This window comes from Bradyrhizobium sp. YCK136 (genome assembly GCF_044570075.1).
Classification (GTDB): Bacteria; Pseudomonadota; Alphaproteobacteria; order Rhizobiales; family Xanthobacteraceae; genus Bradyrhizobium; species Bradyrhizobium diazoefficiens.
This window is the reverse complement of record NZ_CP172424.1, coordinates 6,259,589-6,286,368: the sequence shown is the minus strand read 5'-3', so window position 1 is coordinate 6,286,368 and position 26,780 is coordinate 6,259,589. Positions and strand designations below refer to the sequence as shown.

General features: G+C 65.4%; 25 protein-coding genes and 1 pseudogene. 24 read left to right on the top strand and 2 right to left on the bottom strand.

The features are described 5' to 3' along the window. Positions 1 to 100: 100 nt before the first annotated feature. Positions 101 to 861 (top strand): IS5 family transposase gene (locus ACFLEY_RS30420; protein ID WP_110115998.1). Its coding sequence is split into 2 segments (ribosomal slippage): positions 101 to 440 and positions 440 to 861, totalling 762 coding nucleotides; the frame shifts between segments, so codons are not numbered across the junction. A gap of 22 nt (positions 862 to 883) precedes the next feature. Here the strand turns inward: ACFLEY_RS30420 and ACFLEY_RS30415 are convergent. Then, positions 884 to 1,948, bottom strand: coding sequence for an IS630-like element ISRj1 family transposase (locus tag ACFLEY_RS30415; protein ID WP_026192128.1), 1,065 nt, complete (start codon positions 1,946 to 1,948; stop codon positions 884 to 886). Positions 1,949 to 2,032: 84 nt separating this feature from the next. Between ACFLEY_RS30415 and ACFLEY_RS30410 the strand changes: the two genes are divergently transcribed. The 15 genes and pseudogenes from ACFLEY_RS30410 to mmsB all read left to right on the top strand — a co-directional run bounded on the left by ACFLEY_RS30410 (position 2,033) and on the right by mmsB (position 18,945). Next, positions 2,033 to 3,727: a fumarate reductase/succinate dehydrogenase flavoprotein subunit gene (locus ACFLEY_RS30410; RefSeq protein ID WP_396604279.1), complete on the top strand. Its 1,695-nt coding sequence runs from the start codon at positions 2,033 to 2,035 to the stop codon at positions 3,725 to 3,727. 31 nt (positions 3,728 to 3,758) lie between these two features. Continuing rightward, positions 3,759 to 3,992 (top strand): ferredoxin family protein, encoded by a 234-nt coding sequence (locus tag ACFLEY_RS30405; RefSeq protein WP_011085981.1) that lies wholly within the window; start codon positions 3,759 to 3,761, stop codon positions 3,990 to 3,992. Positions 3,993 to 3,994: 2 nt separating this feature from the next. Next, positions 3,995 to 4,972, top strand: a complete 978-nt coding sequence (locus ACFLEY_RS30400) for a HEAT repeat domain-containing protein (protein WP_060911251.1) — start codon at positions 3,995 to 3,997, stop codon at positions 4,970 to 4,972. A 134-nt stretch (positions 4,973 to 5,106) separates the two neighbouring features. After that, entirely contained in the window at positions 5,107 to 6,279 is a 1,173-nt protein-coding gene (locus tag ACFLEY_RS30395) for a fumarylacetoacetate hydrolase family protein (RefSeq protein WP_060911252.1), read from the top strand. 405 nt (positions 6,280 to 6,684) lie between these two features. Then, positions 6,685 to 7,640: pseudogene (gene ytfQ, locus ACFLEY_RS30390) on the top strand (galactofuranose ABC transporter, galactofuranose-binding protein YtfQ). Positions 7,641 to 7,757: 117 nt separating this feature from the next. Continuing rightward, positions 7,758 to 9,302 (top strand): sugar ABC transporter ATP-binding protein, encoded by a 1,545-nt coding sequence (locus tag ACFLEY_RS30385; protein ID WP_060911253.1) that lies wholly within the window; start codon positions 7,758 to 7,760, stop codon positions 9,300 to 9,302. Then, positions 9,299 to 10,291 carry an ABC transporter permease gene (locus ACFLEY_RS30380; protein ID WP_011085986.1) on the top strand — a complete coding sequence of 331 codons (993 nt, stop codon included), beginning with the start codon at positions 9,299 to 9,301 and terminating at the stop codon, positions 10,289 to 10,291. The genes ACFLEY_RS30385 and ACFLEY_RS30380 overlap by 4 nt, the downstream gene beginning before the upstream one ends. Further along, positions 10,288 to 11,268, top strand: a complete 981-nt coding sequence (yjfF, locus tag ACFLEY_RS30375; protein ID WP_060911254.1) for a galactofuranose ABC transporter, permease protein YjfF — start codon at positions 10,288 to 10,290, stop codon at positions 11,266 to 11,268. Before ACFLEY_RS30380 ends, yjfF begins: the two co-directional genes overlap by 4 nt. Continuing rightward, positions 11,265 to 12,035, top strand: coding sequence for a FadR/GntR family transcriptional regulator (locus tag ACFLEY_RS30370; RefSeq protein WP_060911255.1), 771 nt, complete (start codon positions 11,265 to 11,267; stop codon positions 12,033 to 12,035). The genes yjfF and ACFLEY_RS30370 overlap by 4 nt, the downstream gene beginning before the upstream one ends. A 2-nt stretch (positions 12,036 to 12,037) precedes the next feature. Continuing rightward, positions 12,038 to 12,964: a Gfo/Idh/MocA family protein gene (locus ACFLEY_RS30365; protein WP_060911256.1), complete on the top strand. Its 927-nt coding sequence runs from the start codon at positions 12,038 to 12,040 to the stop codon at positions 12,962 to 12,964. Between the two features lie 2 nt (positions 12,965 to 12,966). Beyond that, positions 12,967 to 14,043, top strand: coding sequence for an aldose epimerase family protein (locus ACFLEY_RS30360; RefSeq protein WP_060911257.1), 1,077 nt, complete (start codon positions 12,967 to 12,969; stop codon positions 14,041 to 14,043). Further along, positions 14,043 to 14,921 carry an SMP-30/gluconolactonase/LRE family protein gene (locus ACFLEY_RS30355; RefSeq protein WP_211433965.1) on the top strand — a complete coding sequence of 293 codons (879 nt, stop codon included), beginning with the start codon at positions 14,043 to 14,045 and terminating at the stop codon, positions 14,919 to 14,921. Before ACFLEY_RS30360 ends, ACFLEY_RS30355 begins: the two co-directional genes overlap by 1 nt. Positions 14,922 to 14,993: 72 nt before the next feature. Continuing rightward, positions 14,994 to 16,067, top strand: a complete 1,074-nt coding sequence (chvE, locus tag ACFLEY_RS30350) for a multiple monosaccharide ABC transporter substrate-binding protein (RefSeq protein ID WP_011085992.1) — start codon at positions 14,994 to 14,996, stop codon at positions 16,065 to 16,067. Between the two features lie 113 nt (positions 16,068 to 16,180). Continuing rightward, positions 16,181 to 17,758, top strand: a complete 1,578-nt coding sequence (gene mmsA / locus ACFLEY_RS30345; protein WP_060911259.1) for a multiple monosaccharide ABC transporter ATP-binding protein — start codon at positions 16,181 to 16,183, stop codon at positions 17,756 to 17,758. After that, positions 17,755 to 18,945: a multiple monosaccharide ABC transporter permease gene (gene mmsB, locus ACFLEY_RS30340; protein WP_011085994.1), complete on the top strand. Its 1,191-nt coding sequence runs from the start codon at positions 17,755 to 17,757 to the stop codon at positions 18,943 to 18,945. Before mmsA ends, mmsB begins: the two co-directional genes overlap by 4 nt. 102 nt (positions 18,946 to 19,047) lie before the next feature. Here mmsB and ACFLEY_RS30335 read toward each other — a convergent pair whose 3' ends face one another. After that, positions 19,048 to 19,203 (bottom strand): hypothetical protein, encoded by a 156-nt coding sequence (locus tag ACFLEY_RS30335; RefSeq protein ID WP_091892367.1) that lies wholly within the window; start codon positions 19,201 to 19,203, stop codon positions 19,048 to 19,050. Positions 19,204 to 19,372: 169 nt separating this feature from the next. Between ACFLEY_RS30335 and ACFLEY_RS30330 the strand changes: the two genes are divergently transcribed. The 8 genes from ACFLEY_RS30330 to ACFLEY_RS30295 all read left to right on the top strand — a co-directional run bounded on the left by ACFLEY_RS30330 (position 19,373) and on the right by ACFLEY_RS30295 (position 26,638). Further along, positions 19,373 to 19,948 carry a cytochrome c oxidase subunit 3 family protein gene (locus ACFLEY_RS30330; RefSeq protein ID WP_060911260.1) on the top strand — a complete coding sequence of 192 codons (576 nt, stop codon included), beginning with the start codon at positions 19,373 to 19,375 and terminating at the stop codon, positions 19,946 to 19,948. 2 nt (positions 19,949 to 19,950) lie between these two features. After that, the gene (locus ACFLEY_RS30325) at positions 19,951 to 20,211 is read left to right on the top strand and encodes a cytochrome C oxidase subunit IV family protein (protein ID WP_049832431.1); all 261 of its coding nucleotides are present in this window, start codon (positions 19,951 to 19,953) and stop codon (positions 20,209 to 20,211) included. Between the two features lie 95 nt (positions 20,212 to 20,306). Further along, entirely contained in the window at positions 20,307 to 20,759 is a 453-nt protein-coding gene (locus ACFLEY_RS30320) for a cytochrome c (protein WP_060911261.1), read from the top strand. Positions 20,760 to 20,796: 37 nt separating this feature from the next. Continuing rightward, complete coding sequence (locus ACFLEY_RS30315) at positions 20,797 to 22,143, top strand: cbb3-type cytochrome c oxidase subunit I (RefSeq protein WP_028172167.1); 1,347 nt, start codon at positions 20,797 to 20,799, stop codon at positions 22,141 to 22,143. 62 nt (positions 22,144 to 22,205) lie between these two features. Continuing rightward, positions 22,206 to 23,015 carry a CbbQ/NirQ/NorQ/GpvN family protein gene (locus ACFLEY_RS30310; RefSeq protein ID WP_011086000.1) on the top strand — a complete coding sequence of 270 codons (810 nt, stop codon included), beginning with the start codon at positions 22,206 to 22,208 and terminating at the stop codon, positions 23,013 to 23,015. Between the two features lie 10 nt (positions 23,016 to 23,025). Beyond that, complete coding sequence (locus ACFLEY_RS30305) at positions 23,026 to 24,945, top strand: nitric oxide reductase activation protein NorD (RefSeq protein WP_060911262.1); 1,920 nt, start codon at positions 23,026 to 23,028, stop codon at positions 24,943 to 24,945. A gap of 73 nt (positions 24,946 to 25,018) precedes the next feature. Next, a complete protein-coding gene (locus ACFLEY_RS30300) occupies positions 25,019 to 25,681 on the top strand; it encodes an HAD family hydrolase (protein ID WP_028172164.1) in 663 nt (220 codons plus the stop codon). A 6-nt stretch (positions 25,682 to 25,687) separates the two neighbouring features. After that, positions 25,688 to 26,638, top strand: coding sequence for a DNA-binding transcriptional regulator (locus ACFLEY_RS30295; protein ID WP_011086003.1), 951 nt, complete (start codon positions 25,688 to 25,690; stop codon positions 26,636 to 26,638). The last annotated feature ends 142 nt before the right edge of the window (positions 26,639 to 26,780 follow it).

The following is a 26,780-nucleotide window of genomic DNA, read 5'->3' as shown; positions in this document are numbered from 1 at the left end:
CCGGCTATCGGCGAACCAGGAGCAAGCGATGGCACTAGGGTCTGTACCTAAATAGCGCCACGTGATTCTCTTGCCTACGTGTTGATTCGGGGGCGAGAGAATGCGCGCTGGTTTGTTTTGGCTGAACGACAGGCAATGGGCGCGTATCGAACCGCATCTGCCGAGGGGACTGACGGGGCCGGATCGGGACGACGACCGACGCATCGTCAGCGGCATCATTCACATGCTGCAATCGGGTGCACGATGGCGTGATTGTCCACGTGAATACGGCCCTTACACGACGATCTACAATCGCTTCAATCGCTGGGCCAAGCGAGGACGATGGTGCGCAATCTTCGAAGCGCTGGCCAAGCCTGGCGAAGACGGCGTCGTACTGTCGCTCGACTCGACCTCGATTAAAGCTCACCGGTGTGCCTCCGGCGGAAAAGGGGGGAGCACAATCAAGCAATCGGCCGCTCGCGCGGAGGCCGCACGACAAAAATCCATGCGCTGAGCGATCCGCTCTGCCGGCCGGTCGTCCTGCATCTGACTCCAGGCCAGGATGCCGATATCGCTGCGGCTCCCGATGTCCTGGCGCTCGCGCCACCCATGAGCGTGCTCCTCGCCGACAAAGGGTATGATGGCGACAAGCTTCGCGGCGAAATCATTCGTCGTGGCGCCAAGCCCGTAATCCCCAATAAATCTAACCGTGTCGTCATCCATCGCTTCAACAAACGCGCCTACAAAGGACGAAATGTCATCGAACGCTGCTTTTGCAGGCTCAAGGACTTCCGGCGCATCGCCACGCGATATGACAAGCTCGCCCGTAATTTTTTGGCCGCTGTTCATCTCGCCGCTCTCGTCGCATATTGGCTCAATTGAGTCTGGACCCTAGTACCCGGAATCAGAGCTGAGTGATACGGCGGCCTTTGAAACGGCGTTGACGGACCTTTTTCTTGGTCCAGACGAAGGGCTCGGCTCTGTCGTTGTATGCGTTGACGTAGGCATCGATGTGTTCCTGAAGCTGCTTGAGGCTCGTGAAGGAGGTGCCGCTGAGCGACTGCCCCTGCAAGATGGAAAACCATACTTCGACCTGATTGAGCCATGACGCACTTGTCGGCGTGAAATGAAATTGCACGTTGGGGTGGGCCTTGAGCCAGTCCTCGTTCTTTTTATGGGTGTTGAGGTTGTCGAGGATGACGTGAAGCTTGCGGTTCGGAAAAGCCGCGGTGACGCTGTTCATGAAATCGAGAAACTCGACGCGGCGCCGGCGTTTTGAATGGGTCGCGATGATCTTTCCGGTGGCGACTTCGAGCGCCGCAAACAATGTTGTGGTGCCATGCCGCTTGTAATCGTGGCTTTGGCCGGTCAAGGCGCGGCCATTGGGCAACTTCAGATAACCCTGCGCTCGCTCCAAAGCCTGGATCGAGGGCTTCTCGTCCACGCACAGCACAATGGCCTTCGCCGGCGGCGCGACATAGAGGCCGACAACATCGGCGGCTTTGGCCGTAAAGTTCGGGTCGTTGCTCTCGCACCAGGACTTGCGAGCCACCAGGTCAATCTTGTGGCTGCGCAGGAACCGCCAGACATATTGGACATCGACATCGCCCAGCGCCTCGGCCAGCAGGGGGCCGGTCCAGCGCGCAAACCCTTGCGGTGGCGGCTTATCCAGCAGCTTCAGAATCCGCTTGTCGGTCGTCTTCGTATAGATCGGCTGCTTGCCAGGCCGCGGCTTGTCTTGCAGCCCTTCAAGGCCATGGTCGGCATAGCGATGCCGCCAAAGGCTGACAATCCGCGGCTGGACCCCAACTTCCTTGGCGATCGACCGGGTGCTGCGCCCATCCGCCGCCAACAGAACTATCCGCGCCCGCTTCAAATCGCGCTGCAACGTCACCGGTGAGCGACAGCACGCCTCAAGCACCTTGCGATCTTTCCTCGAAAGGTGGACTTCTCTTGCTTCGGGTATCATCCCGACCTTGAATCACGACTCACGTTCCAAGAAAAGTGGGTACTAGATCAGATCGTCGACGGACTTTCGGAGGTTTCCTGCGATGTGCTGGTCATCGGCGGCGGCACGGCCGGCCCGATGGCGGCGCTCAAGGCGAAGCTGAAGAATCCGAAGGCCAATGTCGTCCTGCTCGAGAAGGCGAACGTCAAGCGCTCCGGCGCGATCTCCATGGGCATGGACGGGCTCAACAACGCGGTCATCCCCGGCTACGCGACGCCGGAGCAGTACACCAAGGAAATCACTATCGCCAATGACGGCATCGTCGACCAGAAGGCGGTCTATAAATACGCGCAGAACTGCTACAAGATTATCGAAGAGCTCGACAGTTTCGGCATCCGCTTCCTGAAGAACGAGAACGGCGACTATGCCGTCAAGAAGGTGCATCACATCGGCACCTATGTGCTGCCGATGCCGAACGGCGAGACCGTGAAGAAGGCGCTGTACCGTCAGCTCCGCCGTGCCCGCATCCTGATCTCCAACCGCTACATGGCGACGCGGCTGCTGAAATCGTCTGATGGCCGCATCGCCGGCGCGATCTCCGTCAACACGCGAACGGCCGAAATGCTGGTCATCAAGGCCAAGGCGGTGATCCTGTGCATGGGCGCCGCCGGCCGCCTCGGTCTGCCGACCTCCGGCTACATGTTCGGCACCTATGAGAACGCCGCCAATTCCGGCGACGGCTACTCCATGGCCTATCACGCCGGCGCGGCGCTCGCGAACCTCGAATGCTACCAGATCAATCCGCTGATCAAGGACTATAACGGCCCGGCCTGCGCCTATGTCGCCGGTCCGTTCGGCGCCTTCACCGCCAACAACGAAGGCTCGCGTTTCATCGAATGCGACTACTGGTCCGGCCAGATGATGCTGGAGTTCTACAATGAGCTCTTGTCCGGCAAGGGGCCGGTGTTCCTCCAGCTCAAGCATCTTCACCCCGACACCATCTCGGAGATCGAATCCACGCTGCACAAGGTCGAGCGTCCGACGCGCGGCCTGTTCCAGCAGGGACGCGGCGTCGACTACCGCAGCGAATCGATCGAGATGCACATCTCCGAGATCGGCTTCTGCTCCGGCCACAGCGCCTCCGGCGTGTTCGTCGACGACAATGCCCGCACCACCGTGCCCGGCCTCTACGCCGCCGGCGACATGGCGAGCGTGCCGCACAACTACATGCTCGGCGCCTTCACCAACGGCTCGGTCGCCGGCATCGACGCGATGGAGTTCGCCGACAGCCACGACTTTGCGGAGTTCGACGCCGCCGATGTCGCGCTGGAGCGCGACCGCGTGATGGCGCCGACCAAGCGCGAGGACGGCATTCCGCCGAACCAGGTCGAATACAAGAGCCGGCGCCTGGTCAACGACTATCTCCAGCCGCCGAAAGTCACGCGCAAGTACGAGCTCGGCATGCGCCGCCTTGCCGAGGCGCGGCAGGACATGCAGGAACATATGATCGCGCGCAACGCGCACGAGCTGCTGCGCGCGCTCGAAGTGCAGTCGATCATGGACTGCGCCGACATGGCGGTGCATGCCTCGCTCTACCGCGAGGAGAGCCGCTGGGGCCTCTATCACTGGCGCACGGATTTCCCGGAGAAGGACAACGAGAACTGGTTCTGCCACACGCTGCTCTCCAAGCAGGACGGCAAGATGACCAGCGAGAAGCGCGCGGTGGAGCCCTACGTCGTGCCGATCGCCGACGACGAGAAGGACCTCTACGACAAGCAGCGCATCCGCGCCTCCGCCTGATCCACCAGACCATAGCAACAGGAGACATAAAATGCCTCTCGCGTCCTATCAGACATCGGTTCCGGTGGTCGTCGACGACGCCAAATGCATCGCCGACAAGGGCTGCACCGTCTGCGTCGACGTCTGCCCGCTCGACGTGCTCCGCATCAGCGAGATGACCAACAAGGCCTACATGGCCTATGACGAGTGCTGGTACTGCATGCCCTGCGAAGCCGATTGCCCGACCGGCGCCGTCACCGTCAACATTCCCTATCTGCTGAGGTGATCATGTCGAGCCCGTTCGAATCCTATGACGACCTCGAAGACGCCGACGAGCGGCTTCAGGCCGCCGATCCCGCGGAGCGCCGCGTCGCCATCATCGCGCTCGGTCATTCCGGCGATCCGGCGGCGGTTGCGCATCTCGCCAACATGGTCGCAGATCCCGATGCCGGCGTACGCCAGCAGGTCGCGATAGCGCTCGGCGAGTTCGACGGGCCGGAGGCCGCGAGCGCGCTGGTCAAGCTGCTGGTCGACCCTGAGAGAATCGTGGCGTCGGCCGCTGCCGACAGCATGGCCGAGTTCAAGGATCCGGCCTGTGCCGGAATCATCCTGCCGCTGGTCAAGCACGCCCACGCCTTCGTCCGCATGGGCGCGCTGCGCGCGCTGAAGGAATTGCGCTGCAAGGACACGCTGAAGCCGGCGCTGGAAGCGCTCCAGGACACTGACGCCGCCGTACGCGTGCAGGCGATCGGCGTGATCGGCTTCCTCAAGCTGGAAGAATCCATCCCGGCGCTGACCGCGCTGATCAACGACCCTGATGCGCATGTGCGCCGCGCCGCCGTGAGTGCGCTGGCGTTCTCGCAGATGAAGCCGGCCGCCGAGACGATCACACGCGCGCTGAAGGACAGCGATTGGATGGTGCGCGAGATGGCGGCCGAAACGCTGGGCCTCAACGTCAACGGCTCGCTCGCCGCAGACCAGCTCGTGGCTTCGCTTGGCGACGAATTCTGGCAGGTGCGGCTGAAGGCGATCCGCAGCCTCGGCAGGATGAAGATCGAGCGCGCGGTGCGCCCGATCGGCAATTGCATCAACCATGACCAGGCCAATTTGCGGAAGGAGGCGGCCGCCGCGCTCGGCGAGATCGCCCATCCCGACGGCGAGGCGTTCCTCGCCGTCATCGCCGACGATGCCGACCCTGATGTCCGCAAGAACGCACGCTGGGCACTCCAGCAGATCGCGGCCCGCAAAGCGCGCGCAGGCGCATAGAGGCGCGCGCAGGGGCATAGCGGCTCTTCGCTGCCGGTCTGGACTTCCCCTGCCAGACGTTTATTGGTCTTCGCCAATGGGATCGGCCTGCCGTTCGAACGCGGCCGGTCCGAAAAACAGCGAGGACGCCGGCCATGACGACACTGTCCGTTAAAGACCTTCTCCCCGAAGATGGAACGAAGGGGACGCTGGTCGGCCGCGTCTGGCTGCCGCAGGCGAACGGTCCCGCCGTGGTCGCCGTGCGCGGCGACGGTGTCTACGACGTCACCGCCAAATTTCCGACCGTCAGCGCGCTTTGCGAAGAGGACAATCCGGCCAAGGCGCTCGCCGCGACCAGGGGTGAGCGCATCGGCGATCTCGACGCCATCGTGGCCAATACGGCCCCCGATGGACGTGACCCCAAGAAGCCGTGGCTGCTCGCGCCGGTCGATCTCCAGACCCTGGAGGCGGCCGGCGTCACCTTCGCTATCTCGATGCTGGAGCGCGTCATCGAGGAGCGCGCCAAGGGCAATCCGGCCTCGGCCGAAGCGATCCGGAAAGAGGTGACGCGGTTGATCGGCGACGATCTGTCAAAGCTCAAGCCGGGCTCGGACCAGGCGATGCACCTGAAGCAGGTGCTGATCGATCAGAACGCCTGGAGCCAGTATCTCGAGGTCGGCATCGGTCCCGATGCCGAGGTCTTCACCAAGGCACCGACCCTGTCCTCGGTCGGCACCGGCATGGACGCCGGCCTGCATCCGAAGTCCACCTGGAACAACCCCGAGCCGGAGCTCGTGCTGTTCGTCTCGAGCCGCGGCAAGATCGTCGGCGGTTCGCTTGGCAACGACGTCAATCTGCGCGACTTCGAGGGGCGCTCGGCGCTCTTGCTCTCGAAGGCCAAGGACAACAACGCGTCCTGCGCGATCGGTCCGCTGCTGCGCCTGTTCGACGACACCTTCACGCTCGACGACGCGCGCAAGCTCGACATCAGCCTGAACGTGAAGGGGACCGACGGTTTCATCCTCGACGGCCATTCCTCGATCAGCAAGATCAGCCGCGATCCGACCGACCTTGTCGAACAGACCATCGGCAAGGTCCATCAATACCCTGACGGCTTCGTGCTGTTCCTCGGCACCATGTTCGCGCCGGTCAAGGACCGCGATGCGCCGGGGCAGGGCTTCACCCACAAGCGCGACGACATCGTCACCATCGCCGCGCCCCAGCTCGGCAAGCTGGTCAACCGCATGCGCACCAGCGACGAGTGCGAGCCGTGGACGTTTGGCATCGGTGCGCTGATGAAGAACCTCGCGCAGCGGAAGCTGATCTAGCTTCTTTTTCGCCTCTCCCCGCTTGCGGGGAGAGGCCGAAATTTGCGCGAAGCGCGAATTCCGGGTGAGGGGGAGTCTCCGCGAGTCGATTTGGTCGACCTACGCCGAGCTCCACACATCGTCATTGCGAGCGCCCTCACCCCAACCCTCTCCCCGCAAGCGGGGCGAGGGAGCGCACCTTCATCTCCTCGTTGCATCGCTGGAACAAAATCGCGCTGGGTGTGTCATAGAGCCACCCAGTCCGCCAACGCGCGTTTCCTCCAAATAGTCAGATAATATGACTAGTCGGAACCGATCTTCCGTGAAATAGCGCCTCCCGCCGTCCGCAAAGGACGGTTCGCAGGTGTCATGCTACCAATCGGCGCCTGAGATAAACACAAGATCACTTCTTGGGAGACACGCCTGATGATCCTCAAAGCCCTCTTTGCAGCCAGCGCCACGGCCGCGTTGCTGCTCGCGCTGCCGGCGAATGCCGCCGAGCTCACCATCGGCTTCTCGCAGATCGGATTGGAATCCGGCTGGCGCGCGGCTGAGACCTCGGTCTCCAAGCAGGAGGCCGCGCAAGGTCAATCTCAAGATCGCCGACGCCCAGCAGAAGCAGGAGAACCAGATCAAGGCGATCCGCTCCTTCATCGCGCAGAACGTCGATGCGATCTTCCTCGCGCCCGTCGTCTCGACCGGCTGGGACTCGGTGCTGAAGGAAGCCAAGGAGGCCAAGATCCCGGTCGTGCTGCTCGACCGCGACATCGATCCCTCCGGCAAGGAACTCTATCTCACCGCCGTCACGTCGGACAGCGTGCACGAAGGCGAGGTCGCCGGCGACTGGCTGGCCAAGACCGTCGGCGGCAAGGCCTGCAACATCGTCGAATTGCAGGGCACGGTCGGCGCCAGCGTCGCTGCCAACCGCAAGAAGGGTTTTGACACTGCCATCGCCAAGCACGCGAACCTGAAGGTGGTGCGCAGCCAGACCGGCGACTTCACCCGCGCCAAGGGCAAGGAGGTGATGGAGAGCTTCATCAAGGCCGAAGGCGGCGGCAAGTCGATCTGCGCGGTCTACGCGCACAACGACGACATGATGGTCGGCGCGATCCAGGCGATGAAGGAAGCCGGCCTCAAGCCCGGCAAGGAGATCCTCACCGTCTCGATCGACGCGGTTCCCGATATCTTCAAGGCGATGGCCGCCGGCGAAGCCAATGCCACGGTCGAGCTGACGCCGAACATGGCGGGCCCCGCGCTCGATGCCATCGCGGCCTTCAAGGACAAGGGCACTGTTCCGCCCAAGTGGATCCAGACCGAGTCCAGGCTCTATACCGCGGCCGATGATCCGCAGCTACGACAGCAAGAAGGGCCTCGGTTACTGAGGCGGGCGCCGTGCCGGACCGCCCATTTGTGGTCCGGCACCCCCTTCGGCACCGCTGCGCAAACGAATAGGCTGGGTGTCCGCAGCATCAGCGGACGCCGGTGGGAGTGAGGTCGCTATGGAGAACAGCCCCGATCCTGCTCCGCCCCTTCTGGAGGTGCGCGGGATCAGCAAGAGCTTCGGCGCTGTGCGTGCGTTGCAGGAGGTCGACTTCACGCTTCGCGCCGGCGAGATCCATGCGCTGCTCGGCGAGAACGGCGCCGGCAAGTCCACGCTGATCAAGGTCGTCACGGGCGTATTTCCGCGCGACGCCGGCATCGTCAGGCTCGGCGGCGAGGAGGTCGCGCCGCGCTCGGCCAAGGCCGCGCTTCAGGCCGGCATCGCCACGGTCTACCAGGAGGTCAATCTGCTGCCGAATCTCTCGGTGGCGCAGAACTGGTTTCTCGACCGCCAGCCGATGCGCTTCGGCATCGTGCGCGACGGCGAGATGCGCCGCCGCGCCAAAGCGCTGCTCGCGGAGTTCGGCCTCGACATCGACGTATCAGCGCCGCTCGGCAGCTATTCCGTCGCCGTCCAGCATGTCACCGCGATTGCGCGCGCCGTCGATCTGTCCGCGCGCGTGCTGATCCTGGACGAGCCGACCGCGAGCCTCGATCGTCACGAGGTCGAGATCCTGTTCGGCATCATGCGCCAGCTCGCGGGGCGCGGCATCGGCATCGTCTTCGTTAGCCATTTCCTCGACCAGGTCTACGAGATCTCCGACCGCATCACCGTCTTGCGCAACGGCCGCCTGGTCGGTGAGCGCGAGACTGCCTCGCTGCCGCGGATCGAGCTGATCCGCATGATGCTCGGCCGCGAACTGGCCGAGACCACCGGCGCGCGGGCGGCGACACGCGAGCATCAGGCGCGCGAGATCTGCGCGAGCTTCGAGAATTACGGCAAATCCGGCTATGTCGCGCCGTTCAATCTCGAGCTGCGCCATGGCGAGGTCGTGGGCCTCGCCGGCCTGCTCGGCTCGGGCCGCACCGAGACGGCGCGGCTGGTGTTCGGCGCCGAGCGCGCCGATCGCGGGCAGGCGAAGGTTGAAGGCGCGCCCGTGCGGCTGCACTCGCCGCGCGACGGCGTGCGCCACGGCTTTGGCTATTGCCCGGAGGAACGCAAGACCGACGGCATCGTCGCCGAGCTCAGCGTGCGCGAGAACATCGTGCTGGCGCTTCAGGCCAAACGCGGGCTGCATCGCCCGCTGTCGCGCCGCGAGCAGGACGAGATCGCGCGCCGCTACGTCAGGATGCTGGACATCCGTCCGTCCGATCCGGAGCGCCCGGTGGGCCTGCTCTCCGGCGGCAATCAGCAAAAAGTGCTGCTGGCGCGCTGGCTCGCGACCTCGCCGCGGCTGCTGGTGCTGGACGAGCCGACCCGCGGCATCGACGTCGGCGCGCATGCCGAGATCATCCGCCTGATCCGCGACCTCTGCGACGAAGGGCTCTCTCTGCTCGTGATCTCCTCGGAGCTGGACGAGATCGTGACCTATTCGGATCGGGTCGTGGTGCTGCGCGACCGCGCCCATATCGAGGAGCTCGCGGGCGAGGCGATTGACGTCGGCAACATTCTCGCGGCCATCGCGGCCGACGGCGCCGCCACAGCGCATGAGGGGCGGGCATGATAGCGCTGTTGCCGCGCCGCGGCCTTGCCCAGATCCTCGCACTGATCGTCATCCTCGCGGTCGACCGCGTGGTGTCGCCGCAATTCTTCGATTTGCGCCTTCAGGACGGCCGTCTGTTCGGCAGCCTGATCGACGTGCTCAACCGCGGCACGCCGGTGGCGCTGCTTTCGCTCGGCATGGTGCTGGTGATCGCGACGCGCGGCATCGACCTCTCGGTCGGCGCAATCATGGCGATCTCGGGCGCGATTGCGGCGAGCCTCGCTGACAGCCACGGGCTTCCGATCGTGCTGGCGGCCGCGCTCGGCGCCGGCCTCGTCTGCGGATTGTGGAACGGCTTTCTCGTCGCGGTGCTCGGCATGCAGCCGATCGTGGCGACGCTGATCCTGATGGTGGCGGGGCGGGGCATCGCCCAGCTCATCACCGAGGGACGTATCGTGACGTTTTCCTCGCCCGACCTGGTCTGGCTCGGCAACGGTGCCATCCTCGGCCTGCCGGTGCCGGTCGCGATCGCCTTGGTCATGCTGATCCTCACCGGCGCGGTGGTGCGCGGCTCGGCGCTCGGGCTTCTGATCGAGGCGACCGGCGGTAATGCGCGGGCGAGCGAGCTTGCCGGCGTCGGCACCCGCGCGATGATTCTTTCGGTCTATGTCTGGTGCGGCGTCTGCGCCGCGCTGGCCGGCGTGATTGCGGCCGCCGACATCATGGGCGCGGATGCCAACAATGCCGGCCTCTGGCTCGAGCTCGATGCGATCCTGGCCGTCGTGATCGGCGGCACCTCGCTGTTCGGCGGCCGCTTCAGCCTCGTTCTGGCCGTACTCGGCGCGCTGATCATCCAGACCATGAACACCGGGATCCTGCTGTCCGGCTATCCGCCGGAGTTCAATCTGCTGGTCAAGGCGGTGGTCGTGCTCGCGGTTCTGCTGCTGCAATCGCCGAAATTCTCGGGGCTTGCCGGTATCGCGGCGCGGCTGCGGAGGGCGAAAGCATGAAAGGCCTGCCGCCCGTCCTGATCACGGCCATCGTGCTCGTCGCGGGCTTCGCGCTCTGCGCCATGCAATTCCCCAACATCGCCTCCACCCGCGTGGTCGGCAATCTCCTCACCGACAACGCTTTTCTCGGCATCGTCGCGACCGGCATGACCTTCGTCATCATCTCCGGCGGCATCGATCTGTCGGTCGGCTCGGTGATCGGCTTCACCACCGTCTTCGTCGCGCTCGCGATCGAACGCTGGGGCGTGCCGCCGCTGGTCGCCTTCGTCGCCATCCTCGCGCTCTCGGCGGCGTTCGGTGCGGCGATGGGCGCGGTCATCCATGTCTTCGATCTGCCGCCTTTCATCGTGACGCTGGCGGGGATGTTCCTGGCCCGCGGCGCGAGCTTCCTGCTCTCGACGGAGTCGGTCCCGATCACCGCGCCGGTCTATTCCACCGTGTCGGACTTCGCCCTGCGGATGCCCGGCGGCGGGCGGCTGACCGCGATTGCGATCATCATGCTCGTGATCGTGATCGGGGGCGCCTTGCTGCTGCATCTCACGAGGTTCGGCGCCAATGTCTATGCGCTCGGCGGCAGCCGGAGCACCGCAAGCCTGATGGGCGTTGCGGTCGGCAAGATGACGGTGAAGATCTACATGCTGTCGAGCCTGCTCGCAGGCATCGCCGGCATCGTCTTCTCCTTCTACACCAGCGCCGGCTACTCGCTGTCCGCCGTCGGCGTCGAGCTCGACACCATCGCCGCCGTCGTGATCGGCGGCACGCTGCTCACGGGCGGGCAGGGCTCGGTGATCGGCACCTTCCTCGGCGTGCTGATCCAGGGCCTGATCCAGACCTACATCAATTTCGACGGGACGCTGTCGAGCTGGTGGACCAAGATCGCGACCGGCGTGCTACTGTTCGCCTTCATCGCCTTGCAGCAGGGGCTGGTCGCGCTCGCGCGCCGGCCCGCGGCCAAGAGTGCGGGAGCTGCCACATGACCTCGCGCATTGTCGTCATCCCGACGCGCCGGGCCCACTCCAATCACGCGGAGGTGGCCCGCTCGATCGGCGTCGACATCATCGCCGGCCGTTACGCGGAGGGGACACGCCTGCCTGGCGATGCCGAGATGATCGCGATGTTCGGCGTGTCGCGGCCGGTGCTGCGGGAGAGCGTGAAGACGCTGGTGGCCAAGGGCCTGCTCACCACCAAGGCCCGCGTCGGCACCGTCGTGCGCGAGCGCGCGGCCTGGAACATGTTCGATGCAGACGTGCTGGCCTGGCATCTCGACGCCGGCATCGACAAGCGCTTCCTCAACGACCTCGCCGAGATTCGTCTTGCGGTCGAGCCGCGCGCGGCCGAGCTCGCAGCGAAGCAGCGGTCCGAGGAGGACGTCGCCGAGCTCCGGCGCAGCATGGAGCGCATGCGGCGTGAAGCCTCCGACTCGGTGGGCTTTGCCGATGCCGACCTCGCGCTTCACGTTGCCGTGGCGCGGGCCTCCGGCAATCTGTTCATGCGCTCGATCGGGCATGTCATCGAAGCCGCCTTGCGCACCTCGTTCCTGCTCAGCGCCCCGGTCGAGCCGGAGGACCGCGACGCCGTGCTGCTCTGGCATCAGAAGATCGTCGACGCGATCGCGGCCGGCGATGCCGAGGCGGCATCGGAGGCCATGGTCTTTGTCATTCACAACGGCATGAGCCGCCACGAGGATACGGTGATCGAGACCGCCCCGGCCGAGGTGCTGCCGTCAGCCGATACTGGAGAATAAGCGTGACCGACCTTCGCATTGCCATCGTCGGATTCGGCAAGATCGCGCGCGACCAGCATGTCGGTGCGATCGCGGCGGTACCGGGCGCGACGCTCGCGGCTGTTGCCAGTCGCAATGCCTCGCTGCCGGAGCTGCCGCATTTTGCTACCATCGAAGAGCTGCTGGAGAAGGGCCCGGCGATCGACGCGGTCTCGCTCTGCACGCCGCCGCAGGTGCGGCGCGCCCAGGCCGCCACGGCGCTCGCCGCCGGCAAGCACGTCATGCTGGAGAAGCCGCCCGGCACCGGCGTTGCCGAGCTCGATCCGCTGATCGCGATGGCGGCCGATGCCAGGCGCACGCTGTTTGCGACCTGGCATTCGCGTTATGCGCCGGCGGTCGAGCCGGCCCGCGAATGGCTGGCGACACGCCGGATCAAGTCCGTGCACATCAACTGGAAGGAAGACGTCCGCGTCTGGCATCCCGGCCAGGCCTGGATCTGGGAGCCGGGCGGGCTCGGCGTGTTCGATCCCGGCATAAATGCGCTGTCGATCCTGACCCGCATCCTGCCCAAGCCGGTGTTCGTCACCGCGGCCGAGCTTGCCTTTCCGGCCAACTGCCAGGCCCCGATTGCCGCGAACCTGACGCTGACCGATATCGGCGGCCTGCCGGTCACCGCCGAATTCGACTTCCGCCAGACCGGGCCGCAGAGCTGGGATATCCTCGTGGAAACCGATCAGGGCCGGATGAATTTGTCCGGCGGCGGGCGTCGGATGGCTGTCGACGGCAAGGCCATTGCCGAGGCGCCCGATCAGGAATATCGCGAGCTGTACCGGCGCTTTGTCGAACTCGCGGCGACCGGCGCAAGCGATGTCGATCTGGCGCCGTTGCGTCTCGTTGCCGACTCTTTCCTGCTCGGCAGGCGCACGATCGTCGAACCGTTTGTGGACTGAACATGGCTGGCTCAAAAATAACAAAAGACGTCTTCGGAACGCTGCCGGACGGCCGCAATGTCGAGCGCATCGTGCTGCGCGGCGAGGGCGGCTTTGAAGCCCGTATCATCACCCATGGCGCGGTGATCCAGGCGCTGATCGCGCCGGACGCCAAGGGCGGCTACGACGATGTCGTGCTCGGCCACGACGCCTTCGCCGGCTATCTCGCCGAACGAAAATTCCTGGGCGCCACCGTCGGCCGCTACGCCAACCGTATCGCCAGGGGACAGTTCTCGCTCGACGGCGAGACGGTGCAGCTTCCCGTCAACAATGGCCCGAATGCGCTGCATGGCGGCCTCGACGGGTTCGACCGCAAGCTCTGGGCGATCGCCGGGATCGAAGAGGGCGCCGAGCCCGCGGTGACGCTCACCTATACGAGCCCGCACGGCGAGGAGAATTATCCGGGCCGGCTCGATGTGCGCCTGACCTATCGCGTCACCGGCCCCGCCGAGCTGTCGCTGATGATGGAGGCGCGGACGGACCGGCCGACCATCGTCAATTTGACCAACCACAGCTTCTTCAATCTCGAAGGCGCGACATCAGGCACGTCCATTCTCGACCACAGACTGACGGTCGCAGCCGAGCATTTCCTCGCGATCGATCCCACCGCCATTCCGTTGCCGGAGCCGCCGCGCAGCGTTGTCGGCACGCCGTTCGACTTCCGCAACCCGCATGCCGTAGGCGAGCGCATCCGCGAAAACGATCGGCAATTGCAGAGCGGCAGGGGTTACGACCACACCTACTGCCTCGGCCGCGACGGCAAGCTCGCGCTCGCGGCACGGCTGGAGGCGCCGCGTTCGGGACGCATCATGGAGCTGTTCACCAATCAGCCCGGCATCCAGGTCTATTCCGGCAACTATCTCGACGGCACGATCTCGGGCAAGGGCGGCAAGCTGATCCGGCAATCGGACGCCATGTGCCTGGAGCCGCATATCTGGCCTGACGCGCCGAACCGGCCGGATTTTCCGAGCCCGCGTCTCGATCCCGGCGGAATCTACCGGCATCACACCGTCTATCGCTTTGCAGTGAGGGCGCCATGATGGAAGAAGTGCCGACCTCCGTGCTCTCCGCCGAGCAATGTCATCTCGGCGAAGGGCCGACCTATGACGTCACCACCGATACCGCCTGGTGGTTCGATATCCGCGAAGGACGCCTGTTCGAGGCGCATCTCGGCGGCGGGGGCATCCGCGTCCACGCGCTCGGCCGGATGGCGAGCGCGCTCGGACGCATCGATGCCGATCGGCAGTTGATCGTCGCGGAAGACGGCCTCTATATCCGCAGTCTCGCCGACGGCGCGATGACGCTGTTCTGCCCGCTCGAAGCCGACAATCCCACGACGCGCTCCAATGATTGCCGCGTGCACCAGTCCGGCACGTTCTGGATCGGCACCATGGGCAAGAAGGCCGAGCCGAAGGCGGGCGCGATCTACGCGCTCCATCGCGGCAAGATCTCGACGCTGTTTCCCGGCATCAGCATTCCCAACTCGATCTGCTTCTCGCCGGATGGCGCGACCGGCTATTTCACCGACACCCCGCGCGCCATGCTCTACGCCGTCCCGCTCAATCCCGCGACCGGATTGCCGCGCGGCGAGCCGGAGGTGCTGCTCCGCCACACCGGCATCGGCGGCCTCGACGGCTCGGTGTGCGACGCCGACGGGCAGATCTGGAATGCGTGCTGGGGCGCGAGCCGGATCGACGTCTACTCTCCGCAGGGCGAGCGCCTGCGCTCGCTGAGTGTGCCGGCCAGGCAGGCGAGCTGCCCGGCCTTCGTCGGCCCTGACCTGTCGCGTCTCCTCGTCACCTCGGCCTGGCAGGATATGGACGCGGCGGCACGCGCTGCCGATCCGCAAGCCGGCTGCACGTTTTTATTGGAGGCATCCGCGCGCGGTCGCGCGGAGCCCGACGTCAAGCTCGCATAGGAGGCTCGGAGCCGCACACGACGAACGTTCTCGACGACACGAAAAACAGTCTGACACCCAAGGGAGTGAAGCATGCTGAAACTGAAGACGACATTCCTCGCGCTGGCGCTGGCCGGCGCTGCGACGATGGCCGCGGGCGTCACCGCCTCCGCGCAGGACAAGGCGACCGTCGGCATCGCCATGCCGACCAAATCGTCGGCGCGCTGGATCGACGACGGCAACAACATGGTCAAGGTGCTGAAGGAGCGCGGCTATAACACCGACCTGCAATATGCCGAGGACGACATCCCGAACCAGCTCTCGCAGGTCGAGAACATGGTGACCAAGGGCGCGAAGGCGCTGGTGATCGCCGCGATCGACGGCACCACGCTGTCCGACGTGCTCAAGCAGGCGAAAGCAAAAGGCATCACGGTGATTGCCTATGACCGCCTGATCCGCGGCACGCCGAACGTCGACTACTACGCGACCTTCGACAATTTCCAGGTCGGCGTGCTCCAGGCGGAGTCGCTCGTGCAGGGTCTCGGCCTGAAGGACGGCAAGGGTCCGTTCAACATCGAGCTGTTCGGCGGCTCGCCCGACGACAACAACGCCTACTTCTTCTACAACGGCGCGATGAGCGTGCTGAAGCCCTACATCGACAGCGGCAAGCTCGTCGTCGTGTCTGGCCAGATGGGCATGGACAAGGTCGCGACCCTGCGCTGGGACGGCGCCACCGCGCAGGCCCGCATGGACAACCTGCTCAGCGCCTACTACGGCAACAAGAAGGTCAACGCCGTGCTGTCGCCCTATGACGGCCTCTCGATCGGCATCATCTCCTCGCTGAAGGGCGTGGGCTATGGCAGCGCCGACCAGCCGATGCCCGTCATCTCGGGCCAGGATGCCGAGGTGCCCTCGATCAAGGCGATGCTGCGCGGCGATCAGTATTCGACCATCTTCAAGGACACCCGCGATCTCGCCAAGGTGACCGCCGACATGGTCGACGCCGCGCTCGCCGGCAAGCAGGTCACGGTCAACGACACCAACACCTATGAGAACGGCGTCAAGAAGGTTCCGTCCTATCTGCTCAAGCCGGTCGTGGTCTACAAGGACAATTGGGAGAAGGTTCTGGTGGACAGCGGCTACTACAAGAAATCGCAGTTCCAGTAGACGTTCTTGTTCCGTCATTCCGGGGCGATGCGTAGCATCGAACCCGGAATCTCGAGGTTCCGGGTTCGCCCTTCGGGCGCCCCGGAACGACCGCGATTTAGGACACCAAAGCCATGACCGCCATGCTGGAGATGCGCAACGTCAGCAAGAGCTTTGCCGGCGTCCAGGCGCTGCGCGACGTCAATTTCTCGGTTCACGCCGGGCAGATCCACGCGCTTGTCGGCGAGAACGGTGCCGGCAAGTCCACGCTGATGAAGGTTTTGAGCGGCGTCTATCCCCACGGCAGCTACGAAGGCACCATCATCTTCGAGGGCGAGGAGCGCCGCTTCCGCGACATCAACGATTCCGAGGCGCTCGGCATCATCATCATCCACCAGGAGCTGGCGTTGATCCCGTTGATGTCGATCGCCGAAAACATCTTCCTGTCGCATCCGCCGTCGAAATTCGGCGTGATCGACCGCGACGAGGTGTACCGGCGCACCCGCGAGCTGCTGGCGCAGGTCGGCCTGAGGGAATCGCCGGATACGCTGATCACCGACCTCGGCGTCGGCAAGCAGCAGCTGGTCGAGATCGCCAAGGCGCTGTCCAAGCGGGTGCGGATGCTGATCCTGGACGAGCCGACCGCGAGCCTCAACGAAGCCGATAGTGCCGCATTGCTCGAACGCCTGATGGCGTTCCGCGAGCAGGGCATCGGCTCGATCCTGATCTCGCACAAGCTCAACGAGGTGGCCAAGGTCGCCGACCACATCACCGTGCTGCGCGACGGCCGCACCGTCGACAGCATCGACTGCCGTGCCGAGCCGATCCAGGAAGACCGCATCATCCGCAGCATGGTCAACCGCGATCTCGCCCATCGCTTCCCCGAGCGCAGCGTGAAGATCGGCGAGCCCGTGCTCGCCATCGAGAACTGGTCGGTCTATCACCCCATTCATCCCGAGCGGCAGGTCATCAAGAACGTCAGTTTCGGCGTGAAGCGCGGCGAGGTCGTCGGCATCGCCGGCTTGATGGGCGCCGGCCGCACCGAATTCGCCATGAGCCTGTTCGGCCGCTCTTGGGGCACCAATATCAGCGGCCATATCCGGCTCGAGGGCAGGGAGATCGTGCTGCCGAGCGTCGCCGCCGCGATCGACGCCGGCCTTGCCTATGTCACCGAGGACCGCAAGCAGCTCGGCCTGATCCTCGCCGACGACGTCCGCAAGAACATCACGCTCGCCAGTCTCGACCAGGTCGCGCCGGGGCGGGTGATCGACGATATCGCCGAGCTGAAGGTCGCCAGCGACTACAGGAACCGCATGCGCATCCGCTGCTCCGACGTCTACCAGGAGACCGGCCAGCTCTCCGGCGGCAACCAGCAGAAGGTAGTGCTGTCGAAATGGCTGATGACCGACCCCAAGGTGCTGATCCTGGACGAACCGACAAGGGGCATCGACGTCGGTGCCAAATACGAGATTTACTGTATCATCAACGAGCTTGCGGAGGCCGGCCGCGGCGTCGTGGTCATCTCCTCGGAGATGCCCGAGCTGCTCGGCATCTGCGACCGCATCTGCGTGATGAACGACGGCGCTTTCGTCGGCGAGTTCTCCGGCACGGAAGCGACGCAGGAGAAGATCATGCGCGCCATCATGCGCAACCAGAGAAGCAACGGAAACGGCGTGCCTGAGGCCGCGGAGATGGGAGGATTGCAGCCATGACCGACAAGACGGTTTCGCTGCCCGAGGAGCGCCGGCACGGCAGCTTCATCAAGAACAATTTGCGCAATTACGGCATGCTGATGTCGCTGATCGCGATCATGCTGTTCTTTCAGGTCATGACCGGCGGCACGCTGCTGCAGCCGCTCAATTTGACCAACCTGGTGCTCCAGAACAGCTACATCGTCATCATGGCGCTCGGCATGCTGCTGGTGATCGTTACCGGCCATATCGACCTCTCGGTCGGTTCGGTCGCGGGCTTCGTCGGCGCGGTGGCCGCCGTGCTGATGGTGACGTACAAGGTCGACTACACGCTGGCCTTCATCGCCTGCCTGCTGCTGGGCGCGGCGATCGGCGCGGCGCAGGGCTATTGGGTGGCCTATTTCAAGATCCCGTCCTTCATCGTGACGCTGGCCGGCATGCTCGTGTTCAAGGGTCTTGCGCTTGCGGTGTTGCAGGGCCAGTCGCTCGGGCCGTTCCCGGCGACCTTCCAGAAACTGTCCTCGGGCTTCATTCCGGAGATACTGCCCGAGGCCGGCACGCTGCATCCGACCTCCATGCTGATCGGCGCCGTGCTCGCGCTCGGCCTCGTCTATGTCAGCGCCAAGGGCCGGTCGCGCGAGCAGTCGCACGGCATCGAGGTCGAGCCTTATGCCTTCTTTCTCGGCAAGAGCATTTTGCTGGCCTGCGCCGTGCTCTACTTCACCTATCTGATCGCCTCGCATCGTGGCCTGCCCAACGTGCTGGTGATCATGGGCGCGCTGATCGCGCTCTACGGCTTCGTCACCCGTCGCACCGTGATCGGGCGGCAGATCTACGCGGTCGGTGGCAATGCCAAGGCGGCAAGCCTGTCGGGCATCAAGACCGAGCGGCTGACCTTCCTCACCTTCGTCAACATGGGCGTGCTGGCCGCGCTCGCCGGCCTCGTCTTCGCCGCGCGCCTCAACACCGCAACGCCGAAGGCGGGCTTGGGCTTCGAGCTCGACGTCATCGCCGCCTGCTTCATCGGCGGCGCCTCGGCCTATGGCGGCGTGGGCCGCGTCGGCGGCGCCGTGGTCGGCGCCATGATCATGGGCGTGATGAACAACGGCATGTCCATCCTCGGCATCGGCATCGACTATCAGCAGGTCATCAAGGGCCTGGTGCTGCTGGGAGCGGTGTGCATCGACGTGTATAATCAGCGGCGGTGAGTGGACTGTTGTAGGGTCGGCAAAGGCGCGTAAGCGCCGTGCCTACCACCTTTCCACGATCGCGCGAGAAGTGGTGGGCACGCGTCCACCCTACGGCAGCCGCTACTGCGTGGTGAACAGCACCGCCGCGATGGCGACGGAGAGGCTGACCGCCGAGACGGTCGCCACGGTTGACAGTACCCCCATGCGCCTGAGCGCGATGGCGAACGCGATGATGATGGGGGTCGCGGTCATCAGCCCGATTTGTGCATCGCTCATGTCGTTGCTCGCCGCTCCCTGAAATCCTGAGGCGGTTCCTACCGTGATCCGGGCGGGCGGACGTTGCGTCGGCGCAAACAAGCCGGCGCAATCCACCAGTTTGTCCGCCGACAAACTCGGATCGGGGCGGGTCAGCTAAGTCTGTCCGGTGTCCTGATCCGGAAGGCAGATGTCGGCAACCGATTGCGAACAACAGGGAACCGGCTGGGGCATCCTCGAGGATCTCCCCGGCGATCCCATGATCTGGGTGCTGATCTTCAGCGAGCTGGCCGCGTTCGGCCTGTTCCTCGGCGCCTTCATCGTGGCCCGCGCCGTTCATCCCGTGATGTTCGCGGCCGGACAGGCCACGCTCGATGCGCATCTCGCCGGGCTCAATACCGTTGTCCTGGTGACCAGCGGCTGGGCCGCCGCCCGCGGCACGGCCGCCGCACGGGCTCGCCGCAAGCAGGCCGCGCGCGGCTGGCTGTTCGGTGCCATGGCCCTCGGCGGCGTCTTCATCGCGATCAAGCTGCTCGAATATGCCGGCGAGATCGCGCAGGGAAACGGGCTGGAGACCAGCCCGTTCTTCACGCTGTACTTCCTTCTCACCGGCTTCCATCTCCTGCATGTCGGCCTCGGCATCGTGATCCTGGCCGTGGTTTCCCGGGGGGCGGAGGTGATCGGCGTCGAGACGGGGACCGCCTTCTGGCACATGGTCGACCTGCTCTGGATCGTCATGTTCCCGATCCTGTATCTGGTGCGCTGATGATGCCGGATCGTCTCGACCTCACATGGATCGTGCTGATCGGCCTCGCGCTCGCGACCGTCCTGGTGCCATCCCTTGTGACGCGTCCGCTGCTCGGCAACGCCCTGCTGCTGGCCTTCGCCGCGCTCAAGGGGCGCCGGATCGTGCTCGATTTCCTCGATCTCCGCGCCGCGCCGGCGCTCTGGCGCGGCCTCGTGAGCGCCTGGGTCGTCATCGTCGTGCTCTTTGCCTGGTCCGTGTCGGCCGTCGTCGCCCTGATCTGACGCGCTCATTGCGCCCTGACAAAGAACCGGCCGCGCGAAGCGGCAATAAATCACAGCATCGGACCTCGACAGGAATCAACCGGAAAGGATTGGCAATGGCTGAACGCCTGACCAAGTCGGCCGCTCGAAACGTCTTCTACGGCGGCTCGGCTTTTTTCTTCGCCATCTTCATAGGGCTGACGGCGCACAGCCACTACTACATGGCCACGACCTCGACGGACGCGTCGACGCTGACGTCGTCGGTCGCCCGCGGCAAGCATGTCTGGGAGAAGAACTCCTGCATCAACTGCCACACCTTGCTCGGTGAGGGCGCCTATTTCGCGCCCGAGGTCGGCAACGTCTGGGATCGCTGGGGCGGCAAGGAAGATCCGGCAAGCGCGCGCGAAACGCTGAAGGCCTGGATGCAGTCGCAGCCGTCGGGCGCCGAGGGCCGGCGGCAGATGCCGCAGTTCAACCTGACCGACCAGGAGCTCAACGATCTTGCCGACTTCCTGCAATGGGTGAGCGCGATCAAGCGCCAGGACTGGCCGCCGAACAAGGCCGGTTGAGCGCCGCTAATCCTCTTTCAAGACAGAGAGAACCGAGATGAAATATCAGACCCAGAAAGTCGCGATGCTGTATTTCTACGGCGCGCTGACGCTGTTCCTGGCCCAGGTCCTGTTCGGCCTGCTCGCCGGAACCATCTACGTCCTGCCCAACACGCTGTCGACCCTCCTGCCGTTCAACATCGTCAGGATGATCCATACCAACGCGCTGATCGTATGGTCGCTGATCGGCTTCATGGGGGCGACCTACTTCCTGCTCCCGGAAGAGACCGAGACCGAGCTGTACAGCCCGCTGCTCGCCAAGATCCAGTTCTGGATGTTCTTCGGCGCGGCCGGCGTCGCCGTGGTCGGCTATCTCTTCCACTACCACGAGGGCCGCGAATTCCTCGAGCAGCCCTTCATCATCAAGGTCGGCATCGTCGTGGTCTGCCTGATGTTCCTGTTCAACGTGACCATGACGGCGCTCAAGGGCCGCAAGACCACGGTGACCAACATCCTGCTGTTCGGCCTGTGGGGCGTTGCGATCTTCTTCCTGTTCGCGTTCTACAATCCGGCGAACCTCGCCGTCGACAAGATGTACTGGTGGTACGTCGTCCATCTCTGGGTCGAAGGCGTCTGGGAGCTGATCATGGCCTCCGTGCTCGCCTACCTGATGATCAAGCTCAACGGCATCGACCGCGAGGTGGTCGAGAAGTGGCTCTACGTCATCATCGGCCTTGCCCTGTTCTCGGGCATCCTCGGCACCGGCCATCACTTCTACTGGATCGGCGCGCCCGGCTACTGGCAGTGGATCGGCTCGCTGTTCTCGACGCTCGAGGTCGCGCCGTTCTTCACCATGGTGATCTTCACCGTGCAGATGACCTGGAAGGCCGGCCGCAAGCATCCGAACCGCGCCGCGCTGCTGTGGTCGGTCGGCTGCTCGGTGATGGCGTTCCTCGGCGCCGGCGTCTGGGGCTTCCTGCACACGCTGTCCTCGGTGAACTACTACACCCACGGCACCCAGGTCACCGCCGCGCACGGCCATCTCGCCTTCTTCGGCGCCTATGTGATGCTGAACCTGTCGGTGATGGCCTATGCGATCCCGCAGCTGAAGGGACGCGCGCCCTACAACCAGTGGCTCAGCATGACGAGCTTCTGGATCATGTGCACGGCCATGATGACCATGACCTTTGCGCTGACCTTCGCCGGCGTGGTCCAGGTCCACCTCCAGCGCGTGCTCGGCCAGAGCTACATGGACGTGCAGGACCAGCTCGCGATGTTCTACTGGGTCCGGCTCGGTTCCGGCGTGTTCGTCGCGATCTCCGCGCTGATGTTCGTCTGGGCGGTGCTGGTGCCGGGCCGCGAGAAGCAGGCGACCGTGCCCGCCGCGCTGCAGCCGGCTGAGTAAACGCAAATGGCGGCCGCGGTTCGCCGCGGCCGCCTGCTTCCTGGAAAGTCCGGAGAGACATCATGAAACCTGCCCTTCACACGGTGACCTCGGCGCCCGCGTTGCCGGCCTATGTCGCAACCGGCAATGAATGCGCGCTGTTCGAGCACGCCTGGCGTCATCAGCTTCCGGTCCTGCTCAAGGGGCCGACCGGTTGCGGCAAGACGCGCTTCGTCGCGCATATGGCGGCGCGGCTCGGACTGCCGCTTCACACCGTCGCCTGCCACGACGATCTCACCGCCGCCGATCTCACCGGCCGCTATCTGCTGAAGGGCGGCGACACCGTATGGACCGACGGTCCGCTGACGCGCGCGGTGCGCGAGGGCGGCATCTGCTATCTCGACGAGGTGGTGGAAGCGCGCAAGGACGTCACCGTGGTGCTGCATCCGCTCACCGACGATCGCCGCATCCTGCCGCTGGAGCGCACCGGCGAGGAGCTGGCGGCACCGAAGAGCTTCATGCTCGTCGTGTCCTACAATCCCGGTTACCAGACGCTGCTCAAGGCGCTGAAGCCCTCGACGCGGCAGCGCTTCGTCGCCATCGAGTTCGGCTTCTTAGCCCCCGAGCAGGAGATCGCGGTGGTGTCCGCCGAGAGCGGGCTGCCGCCGGATCGCGTGCGGCCGCTGGTTGCGCTGGCCGGGCGGCTGCGCGCACTTAGGGGGCACGATCTGGAGGAGGGCGTCTCGACGCGCCTCGTCGTCTATTGCGCGACCCTGATCGCCGCGGGCACGCCGATCGCCGACGCCGTGCTGGCCGGCATGATCGAGCCCTTGACCGACGATTCCGACGTCAAGGCCGCGCTGCTCGACGTCGCGCGCGCCGTGATCGGGTGAGGACGGGCCCATGCTCGACTTCCTCGAACTGGAGGAAACGGTCGGCCGTGCCTGGCACCGGATGGTTGGTGGCACCGCGAGCTATCCGGTTCACGCCGATCACGCGGTGTCGCTTTCGGAGGTGAGAGGCCGGATCGCGGTGATGTTCCGTGCGCTCGGTGGCGAGGCCGGCGTGCAGATCGCAAGCGCCGGCGCCCGCAAGTCCGGGCACCGGCTCGGCTGGCGGCAACGCATCGGCCTCGGCGACGAGCGTCTCGAGCAGCCGGGCCGCGACGCCGCAACCATCTTCCTGCCCGATCGCATCGCGATCTTTCCCGACCGCGAGCTCAACGCATGCCTCTATCGCTGGCTCGCGGCATGGTTCGCGGTCGCGCCGATCGAGACGATTGTGGAGGCCGATCCGCTCAGGCGCGATCTGCTGGTGCTGCGCCGCGCCGCCGAAACGGCGGTCTTTGTGCTCACGCAGTTTCCCGGGCTCGTCGCCGATTACGCGCAGCTTGCCGCGGCAACCGCCGCGGCCCGGCCGCGGCGTCCGTTGCCGCGCATCGAGCAGGAGATCGAGCAGATCGTTCTCGCCCTGCTCGGAGCGGGACCTGCGCCCGCGGGCAAATTATGGCCGGCGATGATGGGAACGGAGCCGCTGCCGGACAAGGCGCCGCCGGGCTATCATTCGATCCTGCCTTGCCCGCTCTGGGGCGATTGCTGGACGCGCGAGCTGTCGCCCGCGCATGCCGGCGAGGACGAGTGCGCTGATGGCGCGGAGCCCGCAGCCCAGGACAATCGCAAGCGTTTCGCCGTCCGCGAGCGCGAGGACGGCGCCAATCGCCGCGATCCCTTCGTGCTCAACCGCTTCGAAAAGATCCTCGCGATGGCCGAGATGGTCAATGTCGATCGCCCGGCCGACGACAGCGATGATGAAGACGCACAGAAGGCGGCCGACGATCTCGAGGAGATCACGCTCAGCCGCCGCAGCGGCAAGCCGGCGAGCCGCTTCAAATTCGATCTCGACCTGCCGCCGGAAGCCCTCGACGCCTCGCGCCTGAACGCGGATTTGACCTATCCCGAATGGGATTATCGCAGCAGCTCCTATCTGTCCGATCATTGCCGCGTGCTCGCCGGCGCGGCCTCCGAGCGAGGTGAGAGCTGGACGCCGGACGAGACGATGCGCCGCCACATCCGCCAGGTGCGCCGCCGCTTCGAGATCCTGCGGCCGCGCCACGAATTGATGCGTGCGCAGGCCGACGGACACGATCTCGATCTTGATGCGCTCGTGCGCGCGCGGTGCGATCTTCGCGCCGGCGGCAATGGCGCGGGTCTTGATCGCGTCCACATGGCGATGCGGCCGCAAGGGCACGATCTCGCCGTCACGCTGCTCGCGGACGTCTCACTCTCGACGGATGCCTGGGTTGACGGCTATCGCGTGCTCGACGTCGAGAAGGAGGCGTTGCTCGTGCTCGCACACGGGCTGTCGGCCTGCGGCGACCACCACAGCATCCTGACCTTCACCTCGCGCCGGCGGTCCTGGGTGCGGCTCGAAACGATCAAGGCGTTCGGCGAACCGATGAGCGGACTGGTCGAGCGCCGCATCGGCGCGCTCAAGCCCGGTTATTATACGCGGATCGGCGCCGCAGTGCGCCACGCCTCGGCCGAGCTGGCGCGCCAGCCGCAGCGCAAGAAGCTGCTGCTCGTCCTCACCGACGGCAAGCCGAACGACGTCGATCACTACGAGGGGCGCTTTGCGGTCGAGGACACCAGGAAGTCCGTGCAGGAAGCGCGCCGGCTCGGCATCGCCGTCTTCGGCGTGACGGTCGACGCGACCGCGCAATCCTATTTTCCAACGCTGTTCGGGCGCGGCGGCTATGCGATCGTCGGCAACATCAAGCGATTGCCTGCGGCGCTGCCGGCGATCTACCGGCAGGTGGCGCATTGAGGCGGGAACGCCGCGGCACCGCGTTCTTGCCTGAGCTATTGCTCATGCGATGAGTATATGATCGAATGTCCGAATGGACCAAGGCCGGCCAAAACCCGATCTCATCATCTTCGATTGTGACGGCGTGCTCGTCGATAGCGAGCTCTTGAGCTGCCGGTGCTTGTCCGAGGTGCTGGCCGAATTCGGCCTCGCGCTCAGCGAGGAGCAGGCGCTCGAGCTGTTTCTCGGGCGCAGCACCAGGGCGATCGAGCAGCACTACCGTGATCTCGGGCAGGTCGTGCCGGATGGCTTCCTGCCGCGATTGAAGTCGCGTGTGCTGGAGACGTTCTCTGCTTCGCTCGAGCCGATCCCCGGGGTAGGGGCGGTGATCTCCGGGCTCGCCGCGCCGTTCTGCGTGGCCTCGTCCAGCGACATCGACCGTGTCTCGCTCTCGCTCGATGTCACCGGCCTTCGGGCGCATTTCGGCGCGCGGCTCTACACAGCGCAGATGGTCAGGCACGGCAAGCCGGCGCCGGATCTCTTTCTTCACGCGGCGGCGCAGATGGGCGCGGAGCCCGCGCGCACGCTGGTGATCGAGGACAGCGTCAGCGGTGTGCAGGCCGGCAGGGCGGCCGGCATGACCGTATGGGGATTTGTCGGCGGCAGCCATTATCGCGCCCGCGACGGCCGGGCTATATTGTCCGCCGCCGGGGCCGATCGGGTCTTCGCGCGCATGAGCGATTTCTGGGAGATGTGAGCCCGCATGGCCGCCGAGAACGACAAGTCGAGACTCGACGACGCCGCGCGGGCCGGCTGGCTCTATTTCATTGCCGGCCACACCCAGGACGAGATCGCAAAAATGCTCCAGGTCTCGCGCGCCTCGGCGCAGCGGCTGGTCTCGCTCTGCCTTGCCGAGCGGCTGATCACCTTCCGGCTCGAACATCCCATCGCCGCCTGCATGGAATTGGCGGCGCGTCTGAAGGAGCGGTTCGATCTCGTCCATTGCGAGGTGGTGCCAGAAGATCCCGCCGCGCCGCAGGCGACCGCCGGCATTGCCGAGCGCTGCGCCAACCTGCTCGATTCCACGCTGCGCTCCGAAACGCCCGTCATCGTCGCGCTCGGCACCGGGCGGGCGGTGCGCGCCGCGGTCGAGCGCGTCACGCCGATCGACCGGCCCAATCACCAGATTGTTTCGCTGGTCGGCAACATCTCCGCCGACGGTTCGGCGAGCTTCTACGACACCGTCGGGCGGCTCGCCGACCGCACCGGGGCGCGGCACTACCCGATGCCGCTGCCGTTCCTGATGTCGTCGGAGGACGAGCGCAACAGGATGGTGCGCATCGAGCCGATCGCCAAGGTGAAGGCGGTCGCGGCCAAGGCGGATCTGCGCCTCGTCGGCATCGGCCAGATGGACCAGAAGGCGCAGGTCCATATCGACGGCTTCGTCACCCGCGACGAACTGTTCGAGATGATGCGGCAGGGGGCGATCGGCGAGATCACCGGCTGGGCCTATGACGCCAAGGGTCGCCTGCTCAAGGCCGGCACCAACAAACGCCTCACCAGCATCCCGCCGGAAGTGCCGGCGAAGACCACGACCATTGGCGCCGCGGTCGGCGCGGCCAAGGTCCCGGCGATCGCGGCGGCGTTGAGCGGGGGCCTGATCAACGGCCTGATCACCGACGAGGCGACGGCCAGGGCGATCCTGGAGCGGTAGGCCGTTCGCTGTAGCGGCAACGGAGCTGCGCTCCCTCTCCCGCTTGCGGGAGAGGGCTGGGGAGAGGGTGTCTCCGCAGTGGGGCTCCCCAAGAGGAGAGAACCCTCACCCGTATCGCATCTTCGATGCGATACGACCTCTC

What these genes read in the sequence shown, in the direction of transcription:
- ACFLEY_RS30415 (WP_026192128.1), bottom strand. Translation starts at nt 1,948, where the DNA reads ATGATACCCGAAGCAAGAGAAGTCCACCTTTCGAGGAAAGATCGCAAG.
- ACFLEY_RS30405 (WP_011085981.1), top strand. Translation starts at nt 3,759, where the DNA reads ATGCCTCTCGCGTCCTATCAGACATCGGTTCCGGTGGTCGTCGACGAC.
- ACFLEY_RS30400 (WP_060911251.1), top strand. Translation starts at nt 3,995, where the DNA reads ATGTCGAGCCCGTTCGAATCCTATGACGACCTCGAAGACGCCGACGAG.
- ACFLEY_RS30395 (WP_060911252.1), top strand. Translation starts at nt 5,107, where the DNA reads ATGACGACACTGTCCGTTAAAGACCTTCTCCCCGAAGATGGAACGAAG.
- ACFLEY_RS30385 (WP_060911253.1), top strand. Translation starts at nt 7,758, where the DNA reads ATGGAGAACAGCCCCGATCCTGCTCCGCCCCTTCTGGAGGTGCGCGGG.
- ACFLEY_RS30380 (WP_011085986.1), top strand. Translation starts at nt 9,299, where the DNA reads ATGATAGCGCTGTTGCCGCGCCGCGGCCTTGCCCAGATCCTCGCACTG.
- yjfF (WP_060911254.1), top strand. Translation starts at nt 10,288, where the DNA reads ATGAAAGGCCTGCCGCCCGTCCTGATCACGGCCATCGTGCTCGTCGCG.
- ACFLEY_RS30370 (WP_060911255.1), top strand. Translation starts at nt 11,265, where the DNA reads ATGACCTCGCGCATTGTCGTCATCCCGACGCGCCGGGCCCACTCCAAT.
- ACFLEY_RS30360 (WP_060911257.1), top strand. Translation starts at nt 12,967, where the DNA reads ATGGCTGGCTCAAAAATAACAAAAGACGTCTTCGGAACGCTGCCGGAC.
- ACFLEY_RS30355 (WP_211433965.1), top strand. Translation starts at nt 14,043, where the DNA reads ATGGAAGAAGTGCCGACCTCCGTGCTCTCCGCCGAGCAATGTCATCTC.
- chvE (WP_011085992.1), top strand. Translation starts at nt 14,994, where the DNA reads ATGCTGAAACTGAAGACGACATTCCTCGCGCTGGCGCTGGCCGGCGCT.
- mmsA (WP_060911259.1), top strand. Translation starts at nt 16,181, where the DNA reads ATGACCGCCATGCTGGAGATGCGCAACGTCAGCAAGAGCTTTGCCGGC.
- mmsB (WP_011085994.1), top strand. Translation starts at nt 17,755, where the DNA reads ATGACCGACAAGACGGTTTCGCTGCCCGAGGAGCGCCGGCACGGCAGC.
- ACFLEY_RS30335 (WP_091892367.1), bottom strand. Translation starts at nt 19,203, where the DNA reads ATGAGCGATGCACAAATCGGGCTGATGACCGCGACCCCCATCATCATC.
- ACFLEY_RS30330 (WP_060911260.1), top strand. Translation starts at nt 19,373, where the DNA reads ATGTCGGCAACCGATTGCGAACAACAGGGAACCGGCTGGGGCATCCTC.
- ACFLEY_RS30325 (WP_049832431.1), top strand. Translation starts at nt 19,951, where the DNA reads ATGCCGGATCGTCTCGACCTCACATGGATCGTGCTGATCGGCCTCGCG.
- ACFLEY_RS30320 (WP_060911261.1), top strand. Translation starts at nt 20,307, where the DNA reads ATGGCTGAACGCCTGACCAAGTCGGCCGCTCGAAACGTCTTCTACGGC.
- ACFLEY_RS30315 (WP_028172167.1), top strand. Translation starts at nt 20,797, where the DNA reads ATGAAATATCAGACCCAGAAAGTCGCGATGCTGTATTTCTACGGCGCG.
- ACFLEY_RS30310 (WP_011086000.1), top strand. Translation starts at nt 22,206, where the DNA reads ATGAAACCTGCCCTTCACACGGTGACCTCGGCGCCCGCGTTGCCGGCC.
- ACFLEY_RS30305 (WP_060911262.1), top strand. Translation starts at nt 23,026, where the DNA reads ATGCTCGACTTCCTCGAACTGGAGGAAACGGTCGGCCGTGCCTGGCAC.
- ACFLEY_RS30300 (WP_028172164.1), top strand. Translation starts at nt 25,019, where the DNA reads ATGGACCAAGGCCGGCCAAAACCCGATCTCATCATCTTCGATTGTGAC.
- ACFLEY_RS30295 (WP_011086003.1), top strand. Translation starts at nt 25,688, where the DNA reads ATGGCCGCCGAGAACGACAAGTCGAGACTCGACGACGCCGCGCGGGCC.